Annotated in this window: 27 protein-coding genes and 1 tRNA gene; 14 read left to right on the top strand and 14 right to left on the bottom strand. The window is 61.7% G+C overall.

Going from position 1 to position 26,579, the window contains the following annotated elements; all coding sequences use genetic code 11:
• Positions 1 to 147 precede the first annotated feature (147 nt).
• Both K8U54_RS03215 and K8U54_RS03210 read left to right on the top strand, forming a co-directional pair.
• Positions 148 to 237 (top strand) — tRNA-Ser (locus tag K8U54_RS03215).
• 199 nt (positions 238 to 436) lie between these two features.
• On the top strand, positions 437 to 967 hold the full coding sequence (locus tag K8U54_RS03210; protein WP_249908847.1) for a DUF4124 domain-containing protein: 531 nt from the start codon (positions 437 to 439) through the stop codon (positions 965 to 967).
• Between the two features lie 45 nt (positions 968 to 1,012).
• Here the strand turns inward: K8U54_RS03210 and K8U54_RS25170 are convergent, their stop codons facing one another.
• Together K8U54_RS25170 and K8U54_RS03205 are read right to left on the bottom strand one after the other, a co-directional pair.
• The gene (locus K8U54_RS25170; protein ID WP_283939397.1) at positions 1,013 to 1,135 is read right to left on the bottom strand and encodes a hypothetical protein; all 123 of its coding nucleotides are present in this window, start codon (positions 1,133 to 1,135) and stop codon (positions 1,013 to 1,015) included.
• 106 nt (positions 1,136 to 1,241) lie between these two features.
• A complete protein-coding gene (locus K8U54_RS03205) occupies positions 1,242 to 1,457 on the bottom strand; it encodes a DNA-binding protein (protein ID WP_249908846.1) in 216 nt (71 codons plus the stop codon).
• Between the two features lie 90 nt (positions 1,458 to 1,547).
• Between K8U54_RS03205 and K8U54_RS03200 the strand changes: the two genes are divergently transcribed.
• From K8U54_RS03200 to K8U54_RS03170, 7 genes are all read left to right on the top strand, one after another.
• Positions 1,548 to 1,850, top strand: a complete 303-nt coding sequence (locus tag K8U54_RS03200; protein ID WP_249908845.1) for a DNA-binding protein — start codon at positions 1,548 to 1,550, stop codon at positions 1,848 to 1,850.
• A 156-nt stretch (positions 1,851 to 2,006) separates the two neighbouring features.
• Positions 2,007 to 3,416 (top strand): AAA family ATPase, encoded by a 1,410-nt coding sequence (locus K8U54_RS03195; RefSeq protein ID WP_249908844.1) that lies wholly within the window; start codon positions 2,007 to 2,009, stop codon positions 3,414 to 3,416.
• Positions 3,413 to 4,318, top strand: coding sequence for a hypothetical protein (locus K8U54_RS03190; RefSeq protein ID WP_249908843.1), 906 nt, complete (start codon positions 3,413 to 3,415; stop codon positions 4,316 to 4,318). Before K8U54_RS03195 ends, K8U54_RS03190 begins: the two co-directional genes overlap by 4 nt.
• 77 nt (positions 4,319 to 4,395) lie before the next feature.
• Entirely contained in the window at positions 4,396 to 4,995 is a 600-nt protein-coding gene (locus K8U54_RS03185; protein ID WP_249908842.1) for a hypothetical protein, read from the top strand.
• Between the two features lie 1,099 nt (positions 4,996 to 6,094).
• Positions 6,095 to 7,075 (top strand): Bug family tripartite tricarboxylate transporter substrate binding protein, encoded by a 981-nt coding sequence (locus tag K8U54_RS03180; protein ID WP_249908841.1) that lies wholly within the window; start codon positions 6,095 to 6,097, stop codon positions 7,073 to 7,075.
• Positions 7,076 to 7,160: 85 nt separating this feature from the next.
• Positions 7,161 to 7,619, top strand: a complete 459-nt coding sequence (locus tag K8U54_RS03175) for a tripartite tricarboxylate transporter TctB family protein (RefSeq protein ID WP_249908840.1) — start codon at positions 7,161 to 7,163, stop codon at positions 7,617 to 7,619.
• A gap of 3 nt (positions 7,620 to 7,622) precedes the next feature.
• Entirely contained in the window at positions 7,623 to 9,131 is a 1,509-nt protein-coding gene (locus tag K8U54_RS03170; protein ID WP_249908839.1) for a tripartite tricarboxylate transporter permease, read from the top strand.
• A gap of 205 nt (positions 9,132 to 9,336) precedes the next feature.
• On the opposite strand, the gene yghU is transcribed toward K8U54_RS03170, so the two are convergent.
• On the bottom strand, positions 9,337 to 10,176 hold the full coding sequence (gene yghU / locus K8U54_RS03165) for a glutathione-dependent disulfide-bond oxidoreductase (RefSeq protein ID WP_249908838.1): 840 nt from the start codon (positions 10,174 to 10,176) through the stop codon (positions 9,337 to 9,339).
• 222 nt (positions 10,177 to 10,398) lie between these two features.
• On the opposite strand from yghU, the gene K8U54_RS03160 reads away from it, so the two are divergent.
• On the top strand, positions 10,399 to 10,851 hold the full coding sequence (locus K8U54_RS03160) for a DNA methylase (RefSeq protein WP_249908837.1): 453 nt from the start codon (positions 10,399 to 10,401) through the stop codon (positions 10,849 to 10,851).
• A gap of 7 nt (positions 10,852 to 10,858) precedes the next feature.
• Here K8U54_RS03160 and K8U54_RS03155 read toward each other — a convergent pair whose 3' ends face one another.
• The 5 genes from K8U54_RS03155 to K8U54_RS03135 form a co-directional block, all read right to left on the bottom strand.
• Entirely contained in the window at positions 10,859 to 11,350 is a 492-nt protein-coding gene (locus K8U54_RS03155) for a hypothetical protein (RefSeq protein WP_249908836.1), read from the bottom strand.
• A gap of 279 nt (positions 11,351 to 11,629) precedes the next feature.
• The gene (locus tag K8U54_RS03150; RefSeq protein ID WP_249908835.1) at positions 11,630 to 13,999 is read right to left on the bottom strand and encodes a DUF3604 domain-containing protein; all 2,370 of its coding nucleotides are present in this window, start codon (positions 13,997 to 13,999) and stop codon (positions 11,630 to 11,632) included.
• A gap of 49 nt (positions 14,000 to 14,048) precedes the next feature.
• On the bottom strand, positions 14,049 to 14,798 hold the full coding sequence (locus K8U54_RS03145; protein ID WP_249908834.1) for an ABC transporter permease: 750 nt from the start codon (positions 14,796 to 14,798) through the stop codon (positions 14,049 to 14,051).
• 7 nt (positions 14,799 to 14,805) lie between these two features.
• Entirely contained in the window at positions 14,806 to 15,795 is a 990-nt protein-coding gene (locus K8U54_RS03140) for an ABC transporter substrate-binding protein (protein WP_249908833.1), read from the bottom strand.
• A 13-nt stretch (positions 15,796 to 15,808) separates the two neighbouring features.
• On the bottom strand, positions 15,809 to 16,630 hold the full coding sequence (locus K8U54_RS03135) for an ABC transporter ATP-binding protein (protein WP_249908832.1): 822 nt from the start codon (positions 16,628 to 16,630) through the stop codon (positions 15,809 to 15,811).
• Between the two features lie 136 nt (positions 16,631 to 16,766).
• Between K8U54_RS03135 and K8U54_RS03130 the strand changes: the two genes are divergently transcribed.
• Positions 16,767 to 17,492, top strand: a complete 726-nt coding sequence (locus K8U54_RS03130; protein WP_249908831.1) for a GntR family transcriptional regulator — start codon at positions 16,767 to 16,769, stop codon at positions 17,490 to 17,492.
• Between the two features lie 193 nt (positions 17,493 to 17,685).
• Positions 17,686 to 19,308 carry a methyl-accepting chemotaxis protein gene (locus K8U54_RS03125; RefSeq protein ID WP_249908830.1) on the top strand — a complete coding sequence of 541 codons (1,623 nt, stop codon included), beginning with the start codon at positions 17,686 to 17,688 and terminating at the stop codon, positions 19,306 to 19,308.
• A 12-nt stretch (positions 19,309 to 19,320) separates the two neighbouring features.
• Here the strand turns inward: K8U54_RS03125 and K8U54_RS03120 are convergent, their stop codons facing one another.
• The 5 genes from K8U54_RS03120 to K8U54_RS03100 all read right to left on the bottom strand — a co-directional run bounded on the left by K8U54_RS03120 (position 19,321) and on the right by K8U54_RS03100 (position 23,628).
• On the bottom strand, positions 19,321 to 19,944 hold the full coding sequence (locus tag K8U54_RS03120) for a LysE family translocator (protein ID WP_249908829.1): 624 nt from the start codon (positions 19,942 to 19,944) through the stop codon (positions 19,321 to 19,323).
• A 137-nt stretch (positions 19,945 to 20,081) separates the two neighbouring features.
• Entirely contained in the window at positions 20,082 to 20,315 is a 234-nt protein-coding gene (locus K8U54_RS03115) for a zinc ribbon domain-containing protein (RefSeq protein WP_249908828.1), read from the bottom strand.
• Between the two features lie 151 nt (positions 20,316 to 20,466).
• Positions 20,467 to 20,811 carry a YdbL family protein gene (locus K8U54_RS03110; protein WP_249908827.1) on the bottom strand — a complete coding sequence of 115 codons (345 nt, stop codon included), beginning with the start codon at positions 20,809 to 20,811 and terminating at the stop codon, positions 20,467 to 20,469.
• Positions 20,812 to 20,821: 10 nt separating this feature from the next.
• On the bottom strand, positions 20,822 to 21,013 hold the full coding sequence (locus tag K8U54_RS03105; RefSeq protein WP_249908826.1) for a YnbE family lipoprotein: 192 nt from the start codon (positions 21,011 to 21,013) through the stop codon (positions 20,822 to 20,824).
• 14 nt (positions 21,014 to 21,027) lie between these two features.
• Entirely contained in the window at positions 21,028 to 23,628 is a 2,601-nt protein-coding gene (locus tag K8U54_RS03100) for a YdbH domain-containing protein (RefSeq protein ID WP_249908825.1), read from the bottom strand.
• 526 nt (positions 23,629 to 24,154) lie between these two features.
• Between K8U54_RS03100 and K8U54_RS03095 the strand changes: the two genes are divergently transcribed.
• Positions 24,155 to 24,562 (top strand): tetratricopeptide repeat protein, encoded by a 408-nt coding sequence (locus tag K8U54_RS03095; RefSeq protein WP_249908824.1) that lies wholly within the window; start codon positions 24,155 to 24,157, stop codon positions 24,560 to 24,562.
• Between the two features lie 135 nt (positions 24,563 to 24,697).
• Positions 24,698 to 26,107 carry a DNA recombination protein RmuC gene (gene rmuC / locus K8U54_RS03090; protein ID WP_434060009.1) on the top strand — a complete coding sequence of 470 codons (1,410 nt, stop codon included), beginning with the start codon at positions 24,698 to 24,700 and terminating at the stop codon, positions 26,105 to 26,107.
• Between the two features lie 34 nt (positions 26,108 to 26,141).
• Here the strand turns inward: rmuC and K8U54_RS03085 are convergent, their stop codons facing one another.
• Complete coding sequence (locus K8U54_RS03085; RefSeq protein ID WP_249908822.1) at positions 26,142 to 26,480, bottom strand: FKBP-type peptidyl-prolyl cis-trans isomerase; 339 nt, start codon at positions 26,478 to 26,480, stop codon at positions 26,142 to 26,144.
• Between the last annotated feature and the right edge of the window lie 99 nt (positions 26,481 to 26,579).

Here is a 26,579-nt window from a genome sequence, read left to right as displayed (position 1 = left end):
GCTCTGGCGCGCGGCATCGGGCACGCCAACCAGCCAGTTGCCACGCAGCCGTTACCGGCAAATGAGCCAAGCATTTGATAGCACGCGAAAAAAATTACGCGATGGGCTTCGCCAAAGCGAATTCTGCTGATATCATGCGCGCCGCCTGGGAAGATGCCGGAGTGGCCGAACGGGACGGATTCGAAATCCGTTGTATCAGCGATGGTACCTAGGGTTCAAATCCCTATCTTCCCGCCATATCTCAAGCATAAGCCCCTGAAATTCCTAGAGTTTCGGGGGCTTTTGCTATCTGCGGCATGCAAAGTGTCGAAACCTGCGACCGGTTGATAGCGATCTGTGAAGCAATTGGCAGCTGCGGTGCGCAAATCTGTTGGCAGGCAAACTGCCGAGTATTAGATTGGCAGGGTGCAAGATCGCACCTCAAAGGAACTGAAAAATGCCCGGTCGCAGGATGCTTCCGTTGTCACTCATGCTTTTCGTCACCTTGGCCCATGCGCAGGTCTATACCTGGGTAGACGAGAAGGGGCAGAAACACTTCAGTAGCCAGCCACCCGTTGCCCAGCCCGTCGAGCCTGTGAAGATCAATCATGGGTATATCGGAGACGGTACGGCTGTCGCGCCGCAAACCCCCTACGCAACACCAAACTCCTCATCGAAAGAAACCAAGCCTTCGAAACGGCAGATGTGTACCAGCGCAATCCGCTGGGCTACCGAAGAGGTCGAGGATCTCAAGGGGCTGTCTGTCGCTTTATTGAAAGCCAAGCAGATATCCGAAGCCGAGAACGCCAAGGTGCTTAGCAAACTGGAGAAAGGCAGTGCAGAACTCAGCATGCAGAACTGCCTCGCCAGCTCTGGAGTGAATGAAAAACACTATCAATGTCTCTCGGTAGGGCTTGGTGTAGCGGTTTGCACGGGGGCAGCCGAGGACGCGATGAAGAAGGGTATGAGTAGAGCTCAGAAGCGATAGTCACGCCCATCTGCTGAATACGATCTCTCTATCATTCCAGGTACCTCACTGCGCATAAAGCTGCGCCGACAGCGGTAGAACGCGCATGGCATAGGTGAAACCATCAGCGGCGCCACACGCATAGCCACCTGCGAAGGCAAGAGCGGCGATGAACAGATAACGGATCATAGGTCAGCCTCTCTGGCGCTCTGGCACAGGATGTTCGGTTGGCTTGGCGATGTGGTATCGGACGCGGCGTTGGTGGCCATGCAAGCCTCCATGGCGTAGCGAATCTTCATGCTGTCCAATTTTGCTCAAGCAACCACTGCCGGAGCATGGCGCTGTTGACCATGCGGCGTTTGCCGAGCTTTACGGTGGGCAGCACACCACGCATGGCCCAGGAGCGCGCCGTGGCGTAGGTGATGCCGTTGCGATCCGCCCAGGTTTCGATGGTTTCAACGTCCTGTTGCGGGCCTATCAGCTTGTTGGCGTCCAACTCTTCTAGTCCCATGTCGTTCCGTGCCTATTCGTGTCAATATTCGAGGCAGTGAACTTGCCTCATGGATATAGTCCATATGGATAATATCCATAGAGGTGCATTATGGCAATATTCCATAAATGGTATTTGTTAATGGCTCAAGGCATGGCCGATAGAGCGCATCAATTGCTGAACGCAACCAGCCTCAAAGAGCTGGCAGAGGTGAACAGCAAGGACTACGTGCGCTGGCAAAGCATCAAGCGGGGCAGAGCGCGCATTGGTGCGGAAGAAGTGGAGCTTCTAGGGAAGCTGTACCCGCAATACCGCTGGTGGCTGATGACCGGGGAGGTCATGCCAGATAAAGGACAAGTAAGCCCCGACTACGACGAGGCCAACCGAAACTTGTCCAATCAGAGCGCGGGATAGCGATTACTACTAAGGTCATGGAGCGCTGGTACACGCGCGAAGATAGATTAAAAGGAAATTCATAGTGGAAAAGGATTTTATTTTCAATACCACATAAAGATCATTTGCTATAGATACAATATTTATATTGATTTATTCAGGACTTTAGGTGGCTGCATGATCGAAAATATTAGGTTTAATAATTTCAAACGCTTTAAGGAAGAGTCGCTGGACTTGACTAGGCCTATTACGCTTTTGTATGGGCAGAATAGCTCAGGTAAATCATCAGCCTTGAAAGGTATCGCAGCACTACTGCAGACGTTTAGTTGGATGCGAAACAAGCACGAGCCACTCGTCACTCAGGGAGACTATGCGAATCTGGGCGTATATAAAGACTATGTTCACGATCATCGAACGGCTAATAAAATAACATTCAATTTGCTGACGAAAGCAGAAGCATGGTCGGTCCCTTTTGCTAATCTCGAAAGCTCGATAACGCACCTGTCAACAAAGCTATGTTATGACCGCTCTCCTTATACAGAGCAGGCAAGGATTTATTTAATTGAAGGTGGAGTTAAGCTTAGTGATGGCAGCGAGCGGCTGGTTTTTACCCTAAAAAGAGCTGAAACCAAGGCGTATTACACTATTACTGTAGATCCTGATGCACTTAAAGCCATGGCATTCATGTACGGGAGAGGCAAGGATGCTCTTGCAGATAAAGAGATTAAACGATTAGCTTCTCTCAAAACGAAACTTAAGTACATTGAGGGTTTTAGCTTCTCGCTGCATTCAGTAGGGAAGGAAGACGATGTTTCTTCTACTAAAATTAGAGTGCTGGAGCGATACATGTATGCATTGTTTCAGCTTCACGAAAAATATAAGTACCTAGGCCCTTTGCGATCAAGCCCAAATAGAAGCTACACACTTTCGGCAGCAAGTTCTGATGTGGGTCCAAAGGGGGAAAATACGCCATCGGTTATCTCCTACCTGAAGCGTAGTAGTGAGAGTATCAAGGATAATAAAGACGCATACTTAAAAATTTTGCGCTGGATAAAACTGTTGTTTCCTGGGAGATCCATTGAAGTTGAGGATTACGAGGAGCTAGTGAAGCTAAAGATTACTCGTAAAGGAGTGGCAGACTCCATTCAGGATGTAGGCTTTGGATTCTCACAGATACTACCAATAATTGTTCAGGCTGCGGCTCTTAAACCAGGTAATACTTTGGTAATAGAACAGCCAGAGCTACATCTTCACCCCAGCGCGCAAGTGGCCTTTTCTAAGTTTTTGGTGGAGGCAAGCCGTAGTGGTATCCGCTTCATAATTGAAACGCATAGTGAGCACCTTCTGCGTGGATTGCAATTGGCAATATCTGAGAATTCGATAAGCAAGGCAGTCGGGATAAGTAAGAGTGATTTGAGGGTCGTATACTTTCCTAGCGAGGAGGGCAATACTTCATTTGAAATTGAAATCAATGATGATGGAGAGCTCGTTGAAGGGTGGCCTGCCGGTTTCTTTGATGAATCTTACAACTTAACCAAGCAAATGATAAATAATAAAATAAGCAAGCTGGCAGGGAAGTCGTTATGAGGTCTGTTATAGAAAAGGATGTTTTAGAAGCTTGTTTTTCAGGTTTGTATCCTGATATTTTTATTGCTGCACACTCATCTGTTATAGGCGTTACTCCAGCAATTGTAGAACAGTATCTCAATATAACAGATGGGGTTGGTGGTTATAAGGTTTGGTTTGATCGAGTGTTTAGCACTGGCAGCAATTATTGCCTAGTATCTCCTGAGAGTTTAAGTGGTTACAAGCTAAATACTAATTGCGTTCACTCGAATTATCTGGGTGCGGCATATCACAGTTCAGGTGCGATGATTGTTAGTTCGCTCAATCAGTTTCAAAAGCTTGACCCATCTTCATGGGGCGTTGATATTGTAGAGGCTAATTCATATTCCGTAGTCCCTGGGGAATCGCCTGGAGGCGCTAAAATAGCAGAAATAATATCGCTAAAGACGGGTGGAAAGCTGAAGCCCGTGGTGATATCTAAGTATTTCAAGCGAGAAAATCGAATATTTATTTTCGATAAGACTATTAATGCGGCTGGTGCTGATTTTATCATTGAGTTAACCAAGTACTGTGATAAAAAATGCAAAATAGTCGTAATGTCAAACTTTTTAAATAATGTTAGGCGAGGCCTTCTTGATCAGCAAGAGCTGCAAGCTTTTTTAAATAAGAATAAGGTTAATGGGACTGTAGAGTGTCTGCAGGCAAGTGATGAGACGATAAAAAATTATCATGATAGGTTTGTTTTTCTTGGTAATCGATTTCAGATGGTTTTCTCAAGCGGATTAGATTGTTTTGGGAGGGGAGGTGTTTGGACTAACAGCGATGGGGACGTGACAGTTCATTGCGTTTATGCTTCGGATGTTGTTAGTGATTTCAGAAGCTCAACAAATAAAATTTTCCGTTTGAAGTCTAAGGGTTATTGAATAGTAGTGGGGTTGGATTAAGTTAATAGGTTTCGATTAAAAGGGGGCAGATTTATTTCTACCATGGAGAGGTTTATATGAATGCAGACTGGGATGACGCGCCTTCCAGAATCCAGCGCAAAGCTGGAAACACCATCCTATGGTGCTTATCGCTAGTATTTGGATTAGGTATTACTGGTGGCGCGCTCTACCTAGCATCTAGTCAGATGAAGCCAAACCCCCGTGCTGAAGCACAAGCAGCGCGCCTGAATGCTGAAGCGATACGAAAGCATAACGAAGAAGTGCGGGCACGCCAGCTAGCCAGCCAACAGCGCTATAACCCAGCGCCGATGGAAGAAAAGAACTGGATCAGATCCAGCGAAGAAGCACAGCCAGACGCTCAGGCACAGCGAGAGCTTCAGGAGTGGTCACGTGCTCAAGCTGAGAAACAACAAGAGCGGCAAACCTCATTCAGCGACGCTACCTATGTGCCTCAAGGCGCAAGGAACGTTGTGCCGTCTACTCCAGTTCCAAGAGAGGCATATAAGCCGAAGCCAAAACAGCAAGAAATAGTAATTGTTGGCAAGGCTGATCCAAGGCTTCGAGATTACTGCCCATATGCGAAAGGCAGCATAGAGCACCGTAATTGTAAAATGCGTATGGATTTGAATAGCAGGAATCAAGGTGGAATTAGATAGTTGAGTGGCGGATTTACTCGCCAGAATAACAGCGAGATATTATGTTTTTTTTGCTTTTGCAAAAGTGCTCGCCTATATAAGGTGGCATGTTGCTTGCGGTAAAATGGATGGTGGCAAAAAATGCTATCAATAATATAAATGCTATTATGTTCATGAATTTGCTGCCACCAGATCTTTTCTTCCAGCGACTTGCAATTGCTAAGATAAAAAGGCAAAGAAAAGGAATGATGCAAAGGGCAATAGCAAGGCCTGTTAGCGTAATTGGCTTGGTAGACGTTATAGCGATGAGAATCAGCATTCCTGCCATAGGGAAGTGCTGAAGCCATCTGGGCCATGGATTGTTTTTCATTACAGGTCGCATATCTATCCTTAGATGCGAACAAATCGCAGCGGGCTTCAATCGTCACCTAAGGGCAATTGACTGGTCAAGAGGCGGGCAAGACGTTCTCAACGAATCATGAAATGTGTCGAAAAAGTGTCGAAAACACTATGCCACACAGCCACGAATCGACACGCTGAGGCCCCCAGAAATCACAGATTGGCACGCACTGTGACGCACTGAAACCGCTCAAAAACGGGTTCAAATCCCTATCCTCCCACCATCCCGAATAACACAAAGCCCCTTAATCTTCCGAAGATCCCAGGGGCTTTGTATTTCTGGCATGGAAGATTTTCCGCCCACCTAGTGCCGTGGCGCGTTCACACCAGAATCGGCAGCCAATGTTGCTTCCTCCCGCAATCTCCTAGAGCGCAACGCCGCCTCGCCCCAAAGCCCCGCACATTTTTCTTCCCCACAACACCCCTGAAAGCTTTACGAAAGGTTTCGGGCGTATTAATGCTGTAACCGGTGTACCACCGGCGGACGGCCTCTGAAAAAGCCGCCTAACAATAATAATCAGTGGAGAGCCATCCCATGCTCGTCACCGCCCGCTGTGCCGCATCCGTTCACGCCTTTCCCCGTTATGCCTTTGCCGTTCGGCCTCCTGCGCCGGGTTTGACCCTGGCCGCTGCCTGACCAGCTGCACGGTATTTATCTCTGCCTTTGCAGCTTCTGCGAGGGCGCCTGTTCGTACTACAAAAATAATCAGAGGTGCGTTCCATGAATCCCATGTTTCGTCGTGTTCTCCTGTCCGCTTGTTGCGCGTTGCTGGCCGGCCAGGCGCTGGCCGATGAGCCGCGTCGCCCCGAGTGCATCGCGCCGGCGTCGCCCGGCGGTGGCTTCGACCTGACCTGCAAGCTTGCGCAGAGCGCGCTGGTGCAGGAGAAGCTGCTCAAGTCGCCGATGCGCGTGACCTACATGCCTGGCGGCATCGGCGCCGTGGCCTACAACGCGGTGGTCGCCCAGCGGCCGGCTGATGCGGGCACCATCACCGCGTTTTCCAGTGGCTCGCTGCTCAACCTCGCTCAGGGCAAGTTCGGTCGTTTCGACGAGAACGCCGTGAAGTGGCTGGCGGCCGTGGGCACCAGTTATGGCGCCATCGCGGTGCGAGCGGATTCGCCCTACAAGAACCTCGGTGACCTGATCACCGCGCTCAAGGCCAACCCCGGCAGCGTGGTCATCGGTGCCGGCGGCACCGTGGGCAGCCAGGACTGGGTACAGACCGCGCTGATCGCCCAGGCCGGCGGCGTCGATCCCAAGCAGATGCGCTACGTGTCGATGGAGGGCGGTGGCGAGTTGGCGACGGCCCTGCTGGGCGGCCATATCCAGGTAGCGAGTACCGACATCTCCGACTCCGTGCCCCACGTGCAGTCCGGCGACATGCGCATTCTTGCCGTGCTGGCCGACCAGCGCCTGGAAGGGCCGATCGTCTCGGATATCCCGACCGCCAAGGAGCAGGGCTTCGACGTTACCTGGCCGGTGATCCGCGGCTATTACCTGGGGCCGAAGGTCAGCGACGAGGCGTATGCCTGGTGGAAGAACGCCTTCGACACGCTGCTCGCCTCCGAAGACTTCGCCAAGCTGCGTACCGAGCGCCAGCTCTATCCCTTCGCCATGACCGGCGACGAGCTGGATGCGTACGTCAAGAAGCAGGTCGCCGACTACAAGAAACTGGCTGGCGAGTTCGGCCTGACCCAGTAAGCGCGAACGCACGCCCCATGGACGATGGCGCTGTCGGTAACGGCAGCGCGGGGTGGCGTGTGCTCGCTCGATGAGGATTTTCCCGATGATCCTGCAACGCATTTTCGCCGTGTCGCTGTTGGCTGCGTGCGTGGTGCTGGCCGTGATGGCCTGGCCCTACCAGGCGCCGTTCTCCTACGAGCCGGTCGGCCCGCGGGCCTTTCCGCTGTTGATCCTGGGCCTGATGGGCCTGGCGCTGGTGTTTCTGGCGATCCGCCCGACGCCTGTGGCGCGCGCCGATGACGAGCCCGAGCTGGACCGCGCGACCCTGACCAAGGTGGTCGCCTGTTTCGCCTTGCTGCTGGGGTTCGCCGCCACCTTCGAACCCCTGGGCTTCATTCTCAGCTCGATCCTCATCGGCGTGCCGATGGCCCGGCTGTACGGCGGGCGCTGGCTGCCTGGCGCCGTCGTGGTGGTGGTCATGAGCGTGCTGCTGTACTGGCTGTTCGACCGTGTGATGGATGTTCCACTTCCCCTTGGCCCGCTGGCCGCGCTGGAGAACTGACCCATGGAAACCCTGAGCTATCTGGGGCACGGCTTCGGCATCGCCCTGAGCCCTTACAACCTGATCACCGCCCTGATCGGCACGCTGATCGGCACCGTGGTCGGCCTGCTGCCGGGCCTGGGGCCGATCAACGGCGTGGCCCTGCTGATTCCCATCGCCTTCGCCCTCGGCCTGCCGCCGGAGTCGGCGTTGATCCTGCTGTCGGCGGTGTACCTGGGCTGCGAGTATGGCGGCCGGATCAGTTCGATCCTGCTGAACATTCCCGGCGAGGCCTCCACGGTGATGACCGCCCTGGACGGCTACCCCATGGCGCGCCAGGGCAAGGCGGGCATCGCCCTGTCGCTGTCGGCCTGGAGTTCGTTCATCGGTGCACTGCTAGCCACCTGCTGCATGGTGCTGTTCACCCCGCTGCTGGCGGCCTGGGCCGTCGCCTTCGGGCCGGCCGAATACTTCGTGCTGATGGTCTTCGCCATCGTCTGCCTGGGCGGCATGGCCGGGGACAAGCCGCTGAAGACCTTCGTCGCCGCGCTGATCGGCCTGTTCCTGTCGGCGGTCGGTATCGACGCCAACAGCGGCGTGTACCGCTTTACCGGTGACAGCGTGCACCTGGCCGACGGTATCCAGTTCGTGGTGCTGGTGCTGGGCCTGTTCTCGATCAGCGAGATTCTCCTGCTGCTGGAGAAGACCCACCATGGCCACGTGGCGGTGAAGACCACCGGGCGCATGCTGTTCAACGTCAAGGAAGCGGCCTCGGTGGCCATGGTCAACCTGCGTTGCAGCATCTCCGGTTTCATCATCGGCGTGCTGCCGGGCGCCGGTAACACCCTGGCCAGCGCGGTGGCCTACATGACCGAGAAACGCATGGCCGGCGCCAGCGGCAACTTCGGCAAGGGCGACATTCGGGGCCTGGCCGCGCCGGAAACCGCCATCGGCGCCTCCACCTGCGGCGGCCTGGTGCCGATGCTGACCCTCGGCGTTCCCGGCTCGGGCACCACCGCGGTGATGCTCGGCGCCCTGACGCTGTACAACATCACCCCGGGCCCGCTGCTGTTCGAGCAGCAGCCGGATATCGTCTGGGGCCTGATCGCCTCGCTGTTCATCGCCAACGTCATGTTGCTGATTCTCAACATCCCGATGATCGGCCTGTTCACCCGCATCCTGGCCGTGCCGACCTGGGCCCTGGTGCCGGTGATCGCCATCATCACCGGCATCGGCGTCTACGCGGTGCACGCGACCACCTTCGACCTGTTTCTGATGGTCGCCATCGGTGCGCTGGGCTACATCATGCGCAAGATGGACTTTCCGCTGTCACCGGTGCTGTTGGGCTTCATCCTCGGCGGGCTGATGGAGCAGAACCTGCGCCGCGCGCTGTCGATTTCCAACGGCGAGCTGGGCATCCTGTTCTCCAGCCCGATCAGCATCGGTACCTGGGTACTGGTGGCCGTGATGATCGTCCTGCCGATGTGGCGCGGCTGGCGTCGCCGGGTACGTCGCGTGCAGGCGGCGGCCTGACGTGAATGGCTCGGGCCTCGCTGTGTTTGGTGGGGCTCGGCTTTTTGGGATGTGGAAAATGAGTAACGCTGCCTGAGCTGTCGATCAATCTGCATGAGTCGACAGGCAAATAACCCTGCCAGATAGAACCAAGCCCCGATGCCAAAAAGCATCGGGGCTTGGTTTTTACATCTGAACGACCCGCTTGCGCTGGCGCTATCCGCGCTTACGCCAAGTCCGCCGCCCCGTGCCGCTCCGGCACCTGCTCGGACTCATCGCCCCAGGTGCGATTCACCCGGCGGCCACGTTTTACCGCCTCGCGCTCGGCGATCTCGTTGGCCCAGCGTTGTACGTGGGTGTACTCGTGGGCAGAGAGGAACTCGGCGGCGCCGTAGACGTTGTTGCGCACCAGCTCGCCATACCAGGGCCATACGGCGATATCGGCGATGGTGTAGGTGTCGCCGGCCAGGTAGCGGTTCTGCGCCAGGCGCTGGTCGAGTACGTCCAGCTGGCGCTTGGCTTCCATGGTGAAGCGGTTGATGGCGTACTCGAACTTCTCCGGGGCATAGGCGTAGAAGTGCCCGAAGCCGCCGCCCAGGTAGGGCGCCGACCCCATCTGCCAGAACAGCCAGTTGAGGGTTTCGGTACGGCCGGCCGGGTCCCTGGGCAGGAACGCGCCGAATTTCTCCGCCAGGTACAAGAGGATCGAGCCGGACTCGAACACGCGGATCGGCGTGTCGCCGCTGCGGTCGAGCAGGGCGGGGATCTTCGAGTTCGGGTTGACGCCCACGAAGCCGCTGGAGAACTGGTCGCCTTCGCCGATGCGGATCAGCCAGGCGTCGTACTCGGCGCCGCTGTGCCCCAGGGCCAGCAGCTCCTCGAGCAGGATGGTCACCTTCACGCCATTGGGCGTGGCCAGGGAATAGAGCTGCAGCGGGTGCTTGCCGACCGGCAGTTCCTTGTCGTGGGTCGCGCCGGCGGTGGGGCGGTTGATCTTGGAGAACTGGCCACCGGAAGCTTCAAGGTGCTGCCATACCTTGGGCGGAACATAGGTTGATTGGGTCATCGAATCCTCGCTATCGGCGTGATGGGCAATGCATGTGGACGCGAGGCTAGCCCGATTACGCCCGTTATTCGAGAGGCCATGGTGCATGTTGGGTATCGACCGGGTTGATAAAGGGCTGCGTTTGCATAAAGAACGCCACGCTTGCGATCCCGCTGCCGCTGAAACCTCATGCGCCTGCGGGGTTCTGACTTGAGGTAGGGCGAATTGGCGAGGAGGGCAGGCATGGCCGAAAAACGCATCAGCGCACAGCCGCTGGGGCTCGCGGCCGGGCTCGACCAGGCGGATGAGACGGCGCTGTTCAAGTGGCTGCTGGCGAGCTTCGTGTTCGGCAAACCGATCCAGCAGGCGGTGGCCGAGCGGGCCTACCGGATCCTCGTCGAGCAGCATGGGCTGGACACGCCTGCCAAGCTCGCCCATTGCAGCCAACAACAACTGGTGCGGCTGCTCGGGCAGGCGCGCTACGTGCGTTACGACATTTCCACCGCGGCGCGCCTGCACAAGCTCAGCCGCAAGTTACTGGACGAGTACGGCGGCAGCGTTACCGCCATCCGCCAGCAAAGCCCTACGCGGGACGATTTCGAACAGCGCCTGTTGTCCTTCGAGGGCATCGGCCCGAAGACGATGGAGATCTTCATGCGCGAGGCCGAGGCCGGGCTTTATGGGAGCAACGACTAACCAGCGGTCAGGCGCGCGCACCGCCACGGGCATTCTTCTTCTGCAGAATCTCCGAGGCCTCGTTGTAGGCCGCCTGGAAGGTTTCGCCGCCGATCCACTGCACGGCAGCGTCTTCGTCCTCGTGGTGGAACAGGCCGCGGTAGACGATCAGCAGCCCCATCATGAAGTCGGTCGCCGCTTCCGGGTCTTCCTCGGCGATCACCAGCTCCAGCACCGGGTACTGCAAATACACCAGGCACAGGGCGAGCAGGCTGATGGCTTCGGCCTTGTGCATGGCCTGGAACAGGTCGTCGAAATGCGCCGGGTCGAAGCCGTTCTCCTCGATGTCCTTGAAGTCGAAGGTGCCAAGGTCGATCTCCACGTCATCGAAGGGCTCGTCGATCAGCGGGTTGGCCAGCAGCGGGTGCACGACATTGGCCTTGGGCTTGGCCATGCGGTTCTGCCTGGCCTTGGTCTTGGCCCGCTGGGCGCGTTTTTTCTGCTTGTCGGGAGAGGCCATGGCGGCAGGATCCTTGTGCGTGGCTGGAAGCGGGTGGGCATTGTATGCAGTCTTGCCCGCCGTGTTGGAGCAAGTTCGTGCCATGCCGTCATGGACGCGTTCGCAGATAGGCAGCCGGCAGCGCGGGCACCCCTCGGCAAGGCCGCCGCCCGGCTCTAGGGCCTGTTGCCGTTTTACGCACGGCCGCGGCGGAGCCCATTCAGCGCGCGCCAGCCATGAGCGGCAGTGAGCCGATACCCGAGCAGACCCTCACGGATTGCCCGCTAGGGCCTTGCGGTATCAGCGCGTGACGAACAGCGCCGAAGTCCACACCCGCGATTGATCGCGCTGCCGGGCGCAGATGAACAGCGGATGTTCGCGGCCTACTTCCAGGGCGAGCTTTGCCAGCTCGATCCGGCCCTGCACTTCACGCGGCAGCGGCTGAGCGGTCATCTGCTCCAGCGATACCTGCAGTTCGGCGCCGGAGAGCTGCTCGACCACTTCGCTGTGCTCCAGCAATTGGGCACCGGTGATGTCCAGGCTCACGGTCGGCGCGTGCACGTGGGGTTGCGGGGTCAGCGGGTCACCGACCTTGATATAGCTGTCGACGCGGCCGTTCAGGCTGATGCGGGCGCCGGCCAGGCTCGACAGTTCGATTTCCAGGCTGTCGATGTCGCCATTGGTGTCGGTGCGAAAGGCCAGGGTGGTGGCGTTCTTGCGCCATACGCTCTGCTCCGGGTGGTCGGCACCGAGGAAGTGGAAGCCGTTGATCAGCGCGCCGCTGATGCTGATCTCGCCGCTCCAGTAGGCGCCGCGATAACGGTCCTTGATGCGCGCGCCACCGAGGCGCAAACGGATATGCCGTGAAGACAGACCCGCTTCCTGATGCAGGTTGCGCGACCAGATGCGCTGTTCCCCCCTGAAAAGGTCGATCTGTTCCCAGCCGCTGTCGCCCAGCAGGCGGTATTCGAGCGCGTCGCTGGCCTGGGCGGTGAGCACATCGCCCATCAGGTGTTCGCCAAGACGCAGCAGGGCATAGCTGCGCTCGCCCGTGGTGGCGAAGGTATGCCGGGCGCGCAGGGCCTTGCCGACGGCGGCGCGGTCGAAGGCCTCGGCGATCACCCCGGTCAGGCCGCCACGGGAGCCGAAGACGGCAGTGGCAGGTACGCCGCCGCCGCAGCGGCCCTGATGCTCGTCACTGTTGGCCGCGGCACCGACCCGGTAGCCGCGCTGCAGGGCTTCGGCATAGACCCAGTGGAACTGCCCCCAGGCCGAGCCGACTTCCACCAGGCGCTCCAGCTCGGGGTGGTGCCAGTCGAGGTTGCAGCGGCGGCCGCCCACGTGGGGCATCATCAGGTGGCCTTCGGGGTTCCTGGCGTAGGCCGCGTAGAGTTCGTCGACGGGCCAGGCGCCGGGCTTGATGGTGCCGGCGGTGAACTCGTTCCACTCGAAGGAACGCACCAGTCGGCCCTGGTTGTCGAAGGGAAACTCCGGCTTGCCTTCATGCAGGAACACCACGTTGCGATCACCACCGGCGCAGGAGTTGCCGCACCATTCGGTGCCTGGGTAGCAGACGAAACGACCGGGTTCGTTGAGCTGGTGGATCAGCGCCACCGCAGCGTCCCAGCGCTGTTCGGTGATGTTGAAATCGTTGGCGGTGTAGCCGAGCACGTCGAGGCCGGCGACATCGCGGCCATAGCTGAGGTTGTAGATAGTGTCGTTGGTGCCGACGGTGTCATCGGAGTGCACGTGCAGGTCGGCGTACAGAGGGCGCAGGCCGGTCAGTGCGGCATCGACGTTGACGTAGGCCTGTGCCGGCTGGATGCCGGTGTCGTTCGCCAAGGCGCGGATCGACCACTCACCGCGTTCGGTCAGGGCGATGGCTGGCAGGCGCACCACTGCCCAGCCCTCGTTGGCGAGCTCGAAAGGCAGTTGCAGGCTGTTGCCATCGGGGCCGTCGAGCAGCAGTTCACCGTGCAGGGTGAGGCCGCGGCAGGTATTGCCCCAGGCGTCGTCGGCACGCACCAGCACGTCGAACGGCTGCGCCTTGCCGACCAGGCGCGGGGCGATCGCCAGCAGGCGCTCGGGAATGCCGGGCACGATGTCGAGCAGTAGATCCCCCGGCACCTCGGCGAATTTCGAGCTACCCAGCGGGTCGACGAACAGGCGCAGGCGGAAGTCCTTTTCGACGAAGCTCTGCACTCGGGTGCCCGGCCCGCCCTGACGACGATCGCCGAGGCGGATGATAATGCGGTCGCCGGGGTTTATGTAGCCGTCGACGATGTCGATCAGGATGGCCTTCTGGAACGGACGTTCGTGGCCTTTCTGGTCGAAACGGGCCTTGAGGTGCTGCACGGTCGCCGGGCTCTGGCCGGGCACCAGCTCGCCGGCCTGGTATTCGACGCTGACGTAGTTGGCGGCGCTCGGGTCCGAGGTCTGGAACAGTGCCCAGTCCGAGTAGAACTTGAACGCCAGCTTGAGCCAGGCACCGTCGGCCAGGCCGCTGGCACCCACCTCGTAGACGAAGGTGATTTCATCCCACTGCCCGGCGGTCAGGGTTTGCCGGTCGCAGCGGATGCTGCCCAGGAAAGGGCGCGCCTTGTTGCGCGCGTAAAGGCCGGTCGGGGCGATGTAGTGGCCGGCATCCTTGGGGTCGAAGGTCTGGGTCACGGTGCTACCTCATGCATGGCAAGCTGAAGAAAGTGAAGGGGCACGCCGCTCAGGCCGCGCGCCAGGATTGGTAGTGACGCTCGATGCGGCGGAACACCAGGCTTTCCATGAGCCAGGCGAGCAGGCCGATGATGGCGATGCCGAGCAGCACCTGGCTGGCGTTGCCGATTTGCCCGCCCATGGAGACCATCCAGCCGATGCCCTGGGAGGCGCCGATCATTTCTGCAGCTACCAGCGCCCGCCAGCCCTGGCTGAAGCCAATGCGCAGGGCGGCGGTGAGAAACGGCAGGGACGCCGGCAGGTAGACATACCAGAGCAACTGCCGGCGGTTGGCGCCCAGGGTTCGCGCGGCACGTACTTCGCCATCACGAATGCCCAGCACGCCTTCCTGAATGGCCACCGCCATGGGAAACACCGCGGCGATGAAGATCACCAGCACGATGGAGAAGAAGCCGAAGCCGAAGACGATCAGGATCAGCGGTGCCCAGGCAATCGGCGGGATGGCCATGAACAGGCTGTTGAGTGGTGCGATGAAGTCGCGAAAGCGCCGCGACATGCCGGCCGCGGTGCCGAGCAGCACGGCCACCAGCACGGCGCTGGTGAAGCCAGCCAGCTCTTCCAGGGCGCTGGCCCTGAACTGCTTCCACAGCGAGCCGTCCTCGAGCCAGCGCAGGGCTTCGGCCGCGACCACCCAGGGCTGTGGCAGTACGTAGCTGGGGAAGCGGCTGGCGAGGGCGATCCAGACCAGCAGCAGGAAGGGCAGCGAGGCCCAACCCCAGTTGGGTGTTGGCAATCTCATCATCGACTCAGCGCGCGGCTTTCTGCAGGTAGGAGGTGTCGACCAGGTCGTTCAGGGGCACCTTGGTGTCCATGAATTTCAGCGAATTGGAGTAATCCATCAGGCGCTGGATGAACTGCAGATCCTGCTCCTTGAGTTCGGCAGACCAGCCCAGGCGCTTGCGTGCTTCGGCGACGATCTGTTCGCCGCTGGCCTGGCTGCCGTCGGGGCGCTGGATGGTTTCCAGCTTGAAGGCTTCGGCGATGATTCTGTTGGCTTGCTCCGGTTGTTCGTTGAGAAAATCGATGGCGCGACGATGGGCGCGCAGCAGCTTGACCACATCGTCCGGGCGTTCCTGCAGGGTCTTCGGCAGGCCGATCACCACGTACCAGGGGTATTGCGGCAGAGCCTGGTTGACGTCCAGCAGCAGACGCGCCGAGCCACGCAGCAGCGCCTGGCTGACGAAGGGCTCCCAGGAGAAGGCGGCGTCGACGATGCCGCGATCCAGCGCCGCGTTCATGTTGCCGGGTGGCAGGTCGATGATGTCCAGGTCCGTGTCCGGGTCGAGGCCGGCGTGCTCCTTGAGCACGTAACCGCGCAGCAGCACGTCCATGCCGCTGCCTTTCTTCACCCCGGCCAGCTTGTGGCCCTTGAGGTCATCCAGTGTATGGATATCGGTCTGGCTGCCGGCCAGTACCGCGGCCTGGCCGTAGTTGACCTTGGCCAGGATCACGCTCTGCAGGCCGCGTGCGTACCACTGGTACACCGGCGGCGTGCCGACATAGGCCACGTCCAGCTCGTGGGCAGCCAGTGCCTGCTGAATCACCGGGCCATCGCCGAGGGCCTTGATGTCCACGTCGAGGCCTTCGTCCTGGTAGTAGCCCTGTTTCTCGGCGATCAGCACCGGGGCATTGGCCATGGCGAACACGTAACCGATGCGCAGCGGTTGCGCCGCGTCGGCGGCACCCAGCCAGGAGGTTGCCGCCAGGGCAACAGGCACAAGCAGTTTCTTGATCATGTGAGGCTCGTTGTCAGGTGGTGGAGTCGAGTGCGAACGGCGAGCGCGCCATGACCTCGGCGATGCGCTGCATCAGTTCGTTGCGGTAATCGAGGAAGGCCGACAGGCGGCGGGTTTCCAAGTTGTTGCGCGGGCGCGGCAGGTCGATGGCCAGCTCGCTGTGGATGCCTCCGGGCGCGATGTTCAGCACCACCACGCGGTCGGCGAGAAACACCGCTTCGTCGATGTCGTGGGTGATGAACAGCACGGTCTGGCCCAGCTCGGCCCACAGGCGCAGGGTCTCCTCGTTCATGCTGGCGCGGCTGATCGCATCCAGCGCCGCGAAGGGCTCGTCCATCAGCAGCACGTCGGGCTCCAGGGCCAGGGCGCGGGCCAGAGACACGCGCTGTTGCATGCCACCGGAAAGCTGTCGTGGCAGGCGTTCGGCGGCGCTCTCCAGGCCGACCAGGCGCAGGTAGCGCAGCGCCTGCTGGCGCTGCTCCGTCTCATCTAGGCGGCCTTCGACACGCAAGCCGAAACGCACGTTTTCCAGGGCGTTGAGCCAGGGAAACAGCTGCGGGCTCTGGAACACATAGCCCAACTCGGGCAGCTCCGGGCGCGTTGGCGCGCCATTGACCAGCACCTGGCCGGACTGTGGCCGCTGGAAACCGGAGAGCAGATTGAGCAGGGTGGTCTTGCCGCAACCGGAGGGGCCAAGAATCGCGACGAACTCACCGGCCCTGGCACTCAGGCTGAAGCCGCGAAATACGGTGTGTCCGTTGGCATAGGTGAAATCCACGTCCTGAACGCTGAGGGCATCGGTGTGCGGAGTAACGGCGGTGGCGGTATCAGGCATGGCAAGTGGCGTCAGGTCATTTACAATGTATGTGGTTGGTATAATACGTATTAATACAAGTTGTCCCAATATTGAAAATTCATAACCTTAGAAGCAAGACGCCATCACCCTGGCTTCGCTGACATGGAACCGCCCCGTGACCCTTCAACGTGAAAGCTCGACCTCCCTCTACGAACAGATTGCCCAGCAGTTGCTGCAGGAGATTCAGCAGGGTGCCTTCGGGCCTACAGGCAAGCTGCCCTCGGAGGCGGAGCTGGTGGCGCGCTTCGCCGTCAGCCGGGTGACCATCCGCCTGGCGCTGGGCAAGCTGGGCGACGATGGCGTGGTGGAGCGTAAGCAGGGCAAGGGCACCTACGTAGCCGCGCAGCAGGTGCGCCATGACCTGGATGCACTGCGCAGCTTTCACGAATCGCTACTTCTGCAAGGCCTCAAGCCGAGCATGCGGTTGCTCGGCCATCGCATGGAGGCAGTGCCAGCGGAGCTGAATGGGTTGTTCTCGGGTAAGTGCGTCAGCGTCGAGCGCCTGCACTTCGTCGATGAGGAGCCCATTGCCTTTGCGGTCAGCCACCTGGTTGGTGACCTGGCCGAGGTGGATTGGCAACAGATGGAATCGGTGCCGCTCTATTCGGTATTCGAGCGAGTAACCGGACGCCCGGTGGTACGGGCAGACATGGCCATTCGCGCCCGTGAGGCCGATGCCATGCTGGCCAGGCACCTGGACGTCAAGCGCGGTACGGCGCTGCTGGTGATGGAGCGCACCTCCTGGTTCGAGGACAACACCTGCTGCGACCGCACCACCTTCTTCATCCGGCCTGAGCGCTATGCGTTCGTGCTCAGCGGGGTGTTCAAGACCAGGCCCTGAGGCATCCGCGCCGGAACAGCCTCAGGCGGTGGAAACGCGGCCTGTCGCTTTGCATTCGCCTGCCCGTGCGGATTACCGGCCTTGATTGCCTGTGCCAGCGGCTGGCCTCACTGCCGGCTGGTTATCTCGCTGCAACATATCTGTCATGCAATCTTCATAAGATCGCCGCACCTCCCTCCCGTTCGAGATTTCCATGAGCTTTGGTCGTTCGCTGCGTGCCCAGTTGGTGTTGCTGATTGGCGGTGGCCTGGTGTTGATGTTGCTGATTGCGCTGGCCGGCTTTGCGTTGTTGTCGCGCCAGTTGGATGGCTATGGGGCGCTGCTCAGCGGCCCGCTGGAAGAAGCACGCCAGGTGGACGGCGCCAACCTGGCCTTCAAGATCCAGGTCCAGGAATGGAAGAACGTGCTCCTGCGCGGTGCTGACGAAGCGCAACGCAACCGTTACTGGCAGCAGTTTCAGGAGGAAGAGCAGCGGGTGCAGACCCAGATCGGCACGTTGATCGATAGTGCAGACAACGCCGAGCTGCGCCAGCGGCTGAGCGAGTTGCGCGCTGCCCACGCCGAGATGGGCCAGGCCTATCGCCGTGGCTTCCAGGCCTTTGCCGCCGCAGGGTTTTCTGCCCAGGCCGGCGATGCCGCGGTCAAGGGTATCGACCGGGCCACCACCGAGCAGTTGTCGTTACTGGTCGACGAGTTGCATGCGCGCAGCCAGGCCAGCGCCAGGCAACTGAGTGAAAACGCCCAGCGCAGCGTGTTGTTCGGCAGCCTGGCGATGCTCGGGCTCGGCGTGCTGCTGGCGCTGTTCAGCGCCTGGCTGGTCAACCGCCGCATTACCACGCCGCTGCTGCAGGCCACCGGGCAGCTCGAACTGCTCAGCCGCGGGCAGTTCGGCGAGCGCCTGAGCGAAGGTCGTGAAGACGAGGTCGGGCAGATGGCCGAGGCCGCCAATCGCCTGCGCGAGTTCATGCAGGCGCTGTCCCAGCAACTGCGCCGCGGCACCGGTGAGCTGGACGCCGCCACGCAAGCGCTGAGCAGCGTGGCCGGGCATATCGGCCAGGGCATTCGCGACCAGTTCACCCGCACCGACCAGGTCGCCACCGCCATGCACGAGATGAGCGCCACGGCAGAGGAGGTGGCGCGCCATGCCGCCAGTGCAGCGCGCGCCGCGGACCAGGCCGACCAGGCGGCCCAGGAGGGTGAAACCACCATGGCCAGTACCATCGCCACCATCGAGCAGCTGCATGGCGAGATCAGCCGCACCGCCGAGGTGATCGCCCGGCTCGACAGCGACAGCGAGCGCATCGGCGGCGTGCTGGAAGTGATCCGCGGCATTGCCGACCAGACCAACCTGCTGGCCCTCAACGCTGCCATCGAGGCCGCGCGCGCCGGTGAGGCCGGCCGCGGCTTCGCGGTGGTGGCCGACGAGGTGCGTAACCTGTCGTCGCGCACCGCCAGCTCGATCAGCGAGATTCACCAGTTGATCGCCAATGTGCAAGGCGCCTCCAAGCAGGCCAGCGTCGCGATTGCTGCAGGGGCCCAGCAGAGCGCGGCCGGCAGGGCCCAGGTCGGGGTCGCCGGTGAGCGCCTGCACAGCATCACCCAGGCGGTGGAAGCCATCCGCGACATGAACCGGCAGATCGCCACGGCGGCCGAGGAACAGACCTCGGTGGCCGAGGACATCGCCCGCAACCTGGCCGAGATCGTGTCCATCGCGCAAAGCAATGAAGCCGACCTGCAGCGCAGCGAATCGGCGAGCCGCGCCCTGCAGGGGCTGTCCGGCGACCTGTCGACACTGGCGGCTCGGTTGAGAGGCTGATAGCCGGCCGCCTCATGCCCTGGGCAGCATCACCAGCATGCCCAGCGCCAGGGCGATCAGCACCAGGCCCGAGAGCCGCTCGAGCAGCGGCAGGGCGCGCTGGAAGCGGCGCAGCAGGCGGCCATTGCCGATGGCCAGGGCCACCAGCAGGTCCCAGCCGAGCACCACGGCAAACATCCACAGGCCATAGAACGTCTTCCAGGCGGCACTGCTCTGGGCCCCCAGCATGCTCGCCAGGCTGACATAGAACAGCGCGTTCTTCGGGTTGAGGAGGCCGGACAGAAACCCCATGCCGGCCGCCTGCAGCCAGGAAGTACGCCCGCCGGGCGGCGCCTCGCCGGGGGCCTGCAGCAGGCTGCTGCCGGCATGACGAATGAACAGCACGCCCAGGTACAGCAGGTACAGGCAGCCGACCAGTTGCAGGGTGATGAAGGGCGCGCTGCCCTGCTGCAGCACCGACACGCCGCTGAACGCCGCGACGATGAACACCCCATTGGCCACGGCAATGCCCAGGCAGGCACCGCTGGCGACCCGCCAGCCCGCTGCCAGGGAGGTGCGGGCGACCAGAAAGAAATCCGGGCCGGGAGACATCAGCGCCAGGAAGTGGGCGGCGGCAATGATCAAGAACTGCTGCATGGCGGGCATCGCTTGTCGAGAAAGATGCCGCCAGTCTGGCGTCGCGCTACTCGTGCCGTATTGAAGAAAATCGTCAGGTGGGTGAGGGCAGGGCGCCAAGGACGCGGCGCGGCTGCTGCGCCGCCCCTGAACGAGGTTCAGCCGGCGACGATGATCACGGTGATACAGATCATCGCCACCACGCCAAACACCAGGCGGGCGATCCAGGGTGCCGTGAGCCAGGCGGTGGTGGCGCCGGCCACTTGACCGACGTTCTTCTCGGTCAGCCAGCGATTGCCGGGCTGCGGCTTCATCGGGTTGCCACATTGTGGGCAGGCATAAGCCTTGTCGGAAATGCGGTGTTGGCACTCGGGGCAGTCGATAAGGCTCATCTCGGTCATCCATTGATCAGTGGCGATAGCTGGAGGTGAGACTGGGCGCCGGTAGCCGAGTTCCGCTGCAGGGCAGAGCTGGCGCGGGCTGCGGGATGTTCTGCTGGGAATTGAGAAGGCGCTCGCAGTAGGCGGCGAGCGCTCTGTACGGTTACTTGCGGCGCCACTGACCCTGCTGCTGGATGTACTGGCCCGCCGGGGTCTTGTCGATGGCCTTCTGGCCAGCGATGGTTTCCACGTCGCTGAGCTGGATGCCGTTCTGCTGGGCGAGCTTCTGGTACTCGGCGCGGCGCGCGGCGTTGATCAGCTTGGCGATCTCGTCGGCCTGGCCGCCGGCTTTGACCACGCCCAGGTAGCCATTGGGCATTTCGCCGAGCTGGCCGCTGGCCTTGGCGTCGCCCAGGGCGGACATCGCCTCGTTGAGGCTGATGGCATGGGCCGGCAGGCTCAGGCTGAACAACAGCAGCAGGCCGGCGAAGGGTTTGATCAGGTTCATGCGTGGCTCCTCAGAACAGTCCGCTGGATTCACTGAACACGTCGTCCAGCGCCTTATCCACCTTGATATAGATCTCGTGCTCGATCTTCACATTCAGGTTGATGTTGATCGGCTCGTTGGGCATCGCCAGTTGTACCGTCGGGGTACAGGCTGTGGTCAGCAGCCCCAGCAGCAGGGCGGTGATGCAACTACGCAAGCGCATGGCGCTTCTCCTCGTCAAGGCTCCTTGGGGGCGGTGTTGCGCTGCAGCATTCGCTGCTGCACGCGCCGCGTGATGATGTCGTTGACCCGGTCGGTCAGCTGCAGGCTGGCGAGCAGGTTGGGGATGTCTTCCTCCAGGTTGATGTTGAAGTGAATCGGCCGGCCGTTCTCGATGGCCGGGTTCTGGCCTTCCAGGCGCATCCCCAGGGTCAGCGTGCCGTGCTGATCATAGTCGACCGCGCTGTTCAGGGTGGTGAAGCGGAAGTCTTCCAGGGACTGGGTGACCAGCTGCATCGCCGGGTTGCTGCGGCCCAGGGCCTTGATCCTCTCGGAGCTGAACTTCAGGTAGCCGCCGGGCTGGCGGGCGGCGACGTGACCGTTATCGATCTCGATGCCGTTCTGGCCCAGGCGCACCGGCAGGTCGCCGTCCAGGGTGCCGCTGCCGGCCAGGCCTTCAGCGGGGTAGAGGGCGAACAGCTGCTGGAGTTCCAGGCCGCGGATCTGGATGGGAAACAGCTGATCACCGGCGGCCAGGTCCCATTGCCCTGGGGTGAGGGTGACCTGGCCGCCCATCAGCGCGCTGCGCGCCAGGTTGACCTCCAGCCGGCCCCTGGCGGCAGTGGCCAGCGGCGCGCCGTAACGCACTCGCGCTTCGAGGGGGCCGATCGGCAGGCCGGGGTTGGCCTGCTGGATTTTCAGTTCCGGGATGTACAGCTCGAAACGCTGGCGCGCCAGCTTGAACTGCATTCGGGTGTCCAGGCCGCTGAGTTCCGTGCGGTCATAGATGCCGCCCAGGCCCGCGCCGGTCAGGTTCAGGTTGAGGTCTGCTGCGCTGCTGCCGGAGGCCAGCGTCAGGTCGGCGTTGGCATTCAGGCGGCCGCTGTTGAGCTCGAGCAGCTCGGGCCATTGCCCCAGGGTCTTGGCCAGGGGGTTGCCGGAGCGCAGGAACAGCTCGCCGAGGGTGGCCCTGAGCTGCAGGTTCTGCTGCGCATCGAGGCCGGCATCGAGGTCGAGTTGCAGTTCGCTGTCGTTGCCCAGTTTGCCTTGCAGGGTGCCGGCCCCATCGGCGGCGGTCAGCTGGCCTTGCAAACGCCAGCCCTGGGGCTTGAGGTTGGCCTGTTCCAGGCGCGTGGTGCTCAGGTTCAGCGGGCCGGTGAATTGCCAGCCCTGCAGGGCACCCGCCTGCAGCGCCAGCCTGAGGTCGCTGCCGCCAAGATCGGCCCGCAGCTTCTGCGCGGCCAGCGCGGCGCCTTTCAGGCTGGCGGCCTGCAACTGCGAACCCTGGGCAAGGCTCAGTTCGATTGCGCTGGCGTCAGCGTAACCGGCCAGATTCAGCTCGCTGCGCAGCTCGGTGGCTTGCCAGCCGGCCTGGTTCGCCCTGGCGGTGCGCGTGGTCAGGCGCGTATCGGCGAACTGCAGCGCCCAGGGCGCCGAACTGGCGACGGCGACGCGGCCGTGCAGATCCAGGCGCGTGGTGCCGCGCAGTGCAGCCGTCACCTGCAAGGGCAGGCTGCGCTCGGCCAATTCTGGGCGCAGGTTGGTGAGTGGCGTATCCGCTTGCACCTGCACGTGCAGGGAGTCGCTGCGCAGTTCCGGCGGCAGCGCCGTCAGCCAGTCGGGGTTGGGCTCGCTGAGCTGCAGATCGGCCTCGACGCGGCTGGCGATCCACTGCTGACCTTGATTGTGCGCCGCCAGGGCCAGTCGCCCCTGCAGCAGGCCGACGCCAGGCACTGGCCAGGGTTCTGGCAGGTTGCCGCGTACATCGAACCGGCCGCTGGCTGCCAGCAGGTTGTTCACCTCCAGCTGGCGGCGTGGCAGGTCGAGCTGCCAGCTGCCTTCGAGGCCGGCCGCGCCGGGGGCTGCCGGCCATTGCTTGCCTTCGGGCAGTGCCCAGGCGCTCAGCAGGTTCTGCACTGCGGCGGCCTGGGTCAGGTCGCTGGCCTCGAGCCGGCCCGTCCAGGTCAGGCCCTCGCCGTGCTGCTGCAGGCGGCTGGTCAGGCTCGCCTGGGGCTGCTGGTCCACCGCCAGGGTCACCTGCAAGTCGAGCGCGTCAGTGCCTGGTTCGAGGTCGAGCGCGGCGCTCACGATCTGCGCCTGCTGAGCGAGGTTCACGCGCATGGCGATGCGTTCATCTTCACTGCGCTGCAGCGCCAGGCTGCCGCTGGCGACGCATCGTCCGCGGGCGCAGGGCAGGGTGGCCTCGACATCAGTGATCGTCAGGCTGTGTGGCAGCAGGGCCAGCGGCGCCGCCAACTGCCGCGGATCAAGGTCGGTCGATGGCGTGGCGTTTGGGGCATCCTGCTGTGCCGGTTGCCAGTCGAGCGACAAACGGTCGATATCCACATGCCGCCAGAACGGCGGGCTGAAGGCGAAGTCGCGCCAGGCCAGGTCGAGGTCATGGCCGTGCAGCGCCAGGGTGCCGGCAGCGCTGCGCTGGCGTAGCGCCAGGCTATCGATTCGCAGGCCCGCGCCCGAGATCGAGGCGCCGTGCCAGTCGAGGGTTTCGATGCCGCTGCGCTGCAACAGGTAGCGGCCACCCAGATAAACGGCGACGACCAGCATCAGCAGCAGGGCAAATGTGACGGACAGTCGCAGCCAGATGCGGCGGCTGAGCATGGCTATGGGTCCACGAACGGATGAATGGCTGACGTTAACCCGAACCCCTGGGGGCTGCCAAACCCTGCGCGCCTGTTTGGTGCTTCACAGTTTCATGACGCGCCGATGACGGGGGCGGATTTGGTGCACGGGCTGCGCGCCCCGCCGGTCGTGGCGTGCCGCGTTGTCAAGGCTGATTTCGCCCCCTAAAAGGGGCATTTCAGCGGCATCGCCGGCGGACTTGTGCACAATCGGGAAGCAGCTTGTCAAGCTGCATATTGCCACTTGTCAAAAGCCTAGCAATAGCGTAGGCATAAATATAAGTTTATGAAAAATATAGACTTTTTTGATGTGGTGAAAAAATGAGCAGTTTGACCGGGAGGCCCGTTCCATCAGTGTTAGGGGATATTTCGCCCACCATACCCACAACGTTATCCACAGCTTCTGTGGATTGTCATGCGCAGCCGCTCTGGGGCGGGCCGGGGCTTTACCCGTGAATAAAAAAGAGTAGAGTGGCGCGCCTGTTCCAAAGCCCCGCTTTAGTCTTATGCCCCGCGTTCTACCCCGCAGTGAACTTCATACCCTTCCCGTCCGTACCCAGGTTCCCGTCCGTGTCGCCACGTGGCTGCTGGACAGCCCGCGCCTGGGCCATACGCCCAGTGTGAAACGCATCGCCGGCCGCCTGCTCAAGCAGCCGGCGCGCCATGGTGTGGTTCAGGCGCAGAGCCGGCTGGGGCAGATGCTCTGCCGCGAGTGCGGCAATACCCGCGACCGCCGCATCGGCCTGGAGCTGCTGCGCCAGGCGGCGCGTGCCGGCGACGGCCTGGCGCAGCTGGAGCTGGGCCGTCTGTACTGTCAGCCGCGCACCCTCGAGCCGGAGCAGGCCCGGCACTGGCTGGAGCTGGCGGCGCTGCAGGGGCACGACGAGGCGCGGAACCTGCTGCAGCGTCTGTAGCCGCTGTCGAGCGGCCTGGGCGGTTATACTGCCCGGCAGTTCTGCCTGGATGCCTTTATGCCTTTCGACCTCCTGACCCTGTTGCCGGCTGTTCTGGTCGGCGCACTGCTGGCTGCCGTTCCATTGTGGCTGCGCATGGCTGCCGCCCTGCGCCAGGCCGAGGAGATGCGGCTGCAGTCGGGCCTCGCCCTGGAGCGCATGAATGCGGCGCAGCTGGCCCAGGCCGGCCTCAGCGCGCAGTTGGACAACTGCCGCGACGAGCTGGCCGAGATCCTCGAGATCAAGGCCGATCAGCAGGCCGAACTGGCGGCGCTGCGCCGTGAAACCCATTTGCTGCAGAACGACCTGCAACTGGCCCGCGAGCAGCTCGAGGGCGCCCAGGCCGTGCGTGAGCGTCAGGAAACCGAACTGCGTCGCCTGGATAGCGAGCGGGCGGGGCTGGCGGCCGAATTGCACGAACAGCAGGAAAACCACCAGCAGCGCCTGGAAGATCTGCAAGGCGCCCGCGATGCCTTGCGCGCGCAGTTCGCCGAGCTGGCCGGCAGGATCTTCGACGAGCGTGAGCAACGCTTCTCGGAAACCAGCCAGCAGCGCCTGGGGCAGCTGCTCGACCCCCTCAAGGAGCGCATCCAGGCCTTCGAGAAGCGCGTCGAGGAAAGCTACCAGCAGGAGGCGCGCGAGCGTTTTTCCCTGGGCAAGGAGCTGGAGCGCCTGCAGGGCCTCAACCAGCGCCTGAGCGAGGAGGCGATGAACCTCACCCAGGCCCTCAAGGGCCAGAAGACCCAGGGCAACTGGGGGGAGCTGGTACTCGAGCGGGTGCTCGAACATGCCGGCCTGCAGAAGGGCCGCGAGTACCACACCCAGGTCAGCCTGAAGAGCGCCGAGGGCGAGCGTTTCCAGCCGGACGTGCTGATCCAGCTGCCGGGCGACAAGCAGGTGGTGGTCGATGCCAAGGTCAGCCTCACCGCCTATCAGCAGTACGTGTCGGCCAGCGAGGAAACGGCGCGGCAGGTAGCGCTGAAGCAGCACGTGCTGTCGCTGCGCAGCCATCTCAAGGGCCTGTCGCTCAAGGATTACCAGCACCTCGACGGGCTGCACAGCCTGGATTTCGTGCTGCTCTTCGTGCCCATCGAGGCGGCTTTCGCGGCGGCCTTGCAGGCCGACCCGGGGCTGTTCCAGGAAGCCTTCGACCAGCATATCGTGATCGTCAGCCCGACCACGCTGCTGGCTACCCTGCGGGTGATCGACAGCCTGTGGCGCCAGGAGCGGCAGAGCCAGAACGCCCGGGAAATCGCCGAGCGGGCAGGGGCGCTGTACGACAAGTTCGTGGCCTTTATCCAGGATCTGGATGAAGTCGGCATGCGCCTGCAGCAGCTCGACAAGGCCTATTCCGGCGCACGCAACAAGCTGGTCGACGGCCGCGGCAACCTCATCAGTCGCGCTGAAAACCTCAAGCTGCTCGGCGCCCGGGCCAGCAAGAGCCTGCCGCCCGAGCTGCTCGAACGTGCAGCCGGGCTGCCGCTGGATGAGCTGGAGCCGGACTGAGCCAGAATCTTGCGATCGACTGCGATGCTGCGGCTCAGTCGTCCCGGGTCAGCACGTCCAGCAGTTCAATTTCGAAGCTCAGGTTGGAGTTGGGCGTGATCGCGCCCATCGAACGTTCACCGTAGGCCAGGTGCGCCGGCACGAACAGCCGGCGCTTGCCGCCGACCTGCATGCCCATCAGGCCCTGGTCCCAACCCTTGATCACGCGCCCGGTGCCGATCACGCACTGGAACGGCTTGCCCCGCGAATAGGACGAGTCGAACTCGGTGCCGTCTTCCAGCCAGCCGCGGTACTGGGTGGTGATCAGCGCGCCCTTGACCACCGCCTTGCCGTCGCCCGGGTGGATATCTTCGATACGTAGTTCGTCGCTCATTGCCGTGATTCCGAGAGTGCAGAGGGCCGCGTTTTTCGCAGGAAATGCGGGGCTTTGCAACAGCGGCGAGCGTCGTGGAGACGTGCAATTCGTTCACGA

Source organism: Pseudomonas fulva, from assembly GCF_023517795.1.
GTDB lineage: Bacteria > Pseudomonadota > Gammaproteobacteria > Pseudomonadales > Pseudomonadaceae > Aquipseudomonas > Aquipseudomonas fulva_D.
This window is presented reverse-complemented; position numbering and strand designations above follow the sequence as displayed.

Excerpts from the sequence above, each read along its gene's own strand:
- K8U54_RS03210 (WP_249908847.1), top strand. The coding sequence starts at position 437 with ATGCCCGGTCGCAGGATGCTTCCGTTGTCACTCATGCTTTTCGTCACC.
- K8U54_RS25170 (WP_283939397.1), bottom strand. The coding sequence starts at position 1,135 with ATGATCCGTTATCTGTTCATCGCCGCTCTTGCCTTCGCAGGTGGCTAT.
- K8U54_RS03205 (WP_249908846.1), bottom strand. The coding sequence starts at position 1,457 with ATGGGACTAGAAGAGTTGGACGCCAACAAGCTGATAGGCCCGCAACAG.
- K8U54_RS03200 (WP_249908845.1), top strand. The coding sequence starts at position 1,548 with ATGGCAATATTCCATAAATGGTATTTGTTAATGGCTCAAGGCATGGCC.
- K8U54_RS03195 (WP_249908844.1), top strand. The coding sequence starts at position 2,007 with ATGATCGAAAATATTAGGTTTAATAATTTCAAACGCTTTAAGGAAGAG.
- K8U54_RS03190 (WP_249908843.1), top strand. The coding sequence starts at position 3,413 with ATGAGGTCTGTTATAGAAAAGGATGTTTTAGAAGCTTGTTTTTCAGGT.
- K8U54_RS03185 (WP_249908842.1), top strand. The coding sequence starts at position 4,396 with ATGAATGCAGACTGGGATGACGCGCCTTCCAGAATCCAGCGCAAAGCT.
- K8U54_RS03180 (WP_249908841.1), top strand. The coding sequence starts at position 6,095 with ATGAATCCCATGTTTCGTCGTGTTCTCCTGTCCGCTTGTTGCGCGTTG.
- K8U54_RS03175 (WP_249908840.1), top strand. The coding sequence starts at position 7,161 with ATGATCCTGCAACGCATTTTCGCCGTGTCGCTGTTGGCTGCGTGCGTG.
- K8U54_RS03170 (WP_249908839.1), top strand. The coding sequence starts at position 7,623 with ATGGAAACCCTGAGCTATCTGGGGCACGGCTTCGGCATCGCCCTGAGC.
- yghU (WP_249908838.1), bottom strand. The coding sequence starts at position 10,176 with ATGACCCAATCAACCTATGTTCCGCCCAAGGTATGGCAGCACCTTGAA.
- K8U54_RS03160 (WP_249908837.1), top strand. The coding sequence starts at position 10,399 with ATGGCCGAAAAACGCATCAGCGCACAGCCGCTGGGGCTCGCGGCCGGG.
- K8U54_RS03155 (WP_249908836.1), bottom strand. The coding sequence starts at position 11,350 with ATGGCCTCTCCCGACAAGCAGAAAAAACGCGCCCAGCGGGCCAAGACC.
- K8U54_RS03145 (WP_249908834.1), bottom strand. The coding sequence starts at position 14,798 with ATGAGATTGCCAACACCCAACTGGGGTTGGGCCTCGCTGCCCTTCCTG.
- K8U54_RS03140 (WP_249908833.1), bottom strand. The coding sequence starts at position 15,795 with ATGATCAAGAAACTGCTTGTGCCTGTTGCCCTGGCGGCAACCTCCTGG.
- K8U54_RS03135 (WP_249908832.1), bottom strand. The coding sequence starts at position 16,630 with ATGCCTGATACCGCCACCGCCGTTACTCCGCACACCGATGCCCTCAGC.
- K8U54_RS03125 (WP_249908830.1), top strand. The coding sequence starts at position 17,686 with ATGAGCTTTGGTCGTTCGCTGCGTGCCCAGTTGGTGTTGCTGATTGGC.
- K8U54_RS03120 (WP_249908829.1), bottom strand. The coding sequence starts at position 19,944 with ATGCAGCAGTTCTTGATCATTGCCGCCGCCCACTTCCTGGCGCTGATG.
- K8U54_RS03115 (WP_249908828.1), bottom strand. The coding sequence starts at position 20,315 with ATGAGCCTTATCGACTGCCCCGAGTGCCAACACCGCATTTCCGACAAG.
- K8U54_RS03110 (WP_249908827.1), bottom strand. The coding sequence starts at position 20,811 with ATGAACCTGATCAAACCCTTCGCCGGCCTGCTGCTGTTGTTCAGCCTG.
- K8U54_RS03105 (WP_249908826.1), bottom strand. The coding sequence starts at position 21,013 with ATGCGCTTGCGTAGTTGCATCACCGCCCTGCTGCTGGGGCTGCTGACC.
- K8U54_RS03100 (WP_249908825.1), bottom strand. The coding sequence starts at position 23,628 with ATGCTCAGCCGCCGCATCTGGCTGCGACTGTCCGTCACATTTGCCCTG.
- K8U54_RS03095 (WP_249908824.1), top strand. The coding sequence starts at position 24,155 with ATGCCCCGCGTTCTACCCCGCAGTGAACTTCATACCCTTCCCGTCCGT.
- rmuC (WP_434060009.1), top strand. The coding sequence starts at position 24,698 with ATGGCTGCCGCCCTGCGCCAGGCCGAGGAGATGCGGCTGCAGTCGGGC.
- K8U54_RS03085 (WP_249908822.1), bottom strand. The coding sequence starts at position 26,480 with ATGAGCGACGAACTACGTATCGAAGATATCCACCCGGGCGACGGCAAG.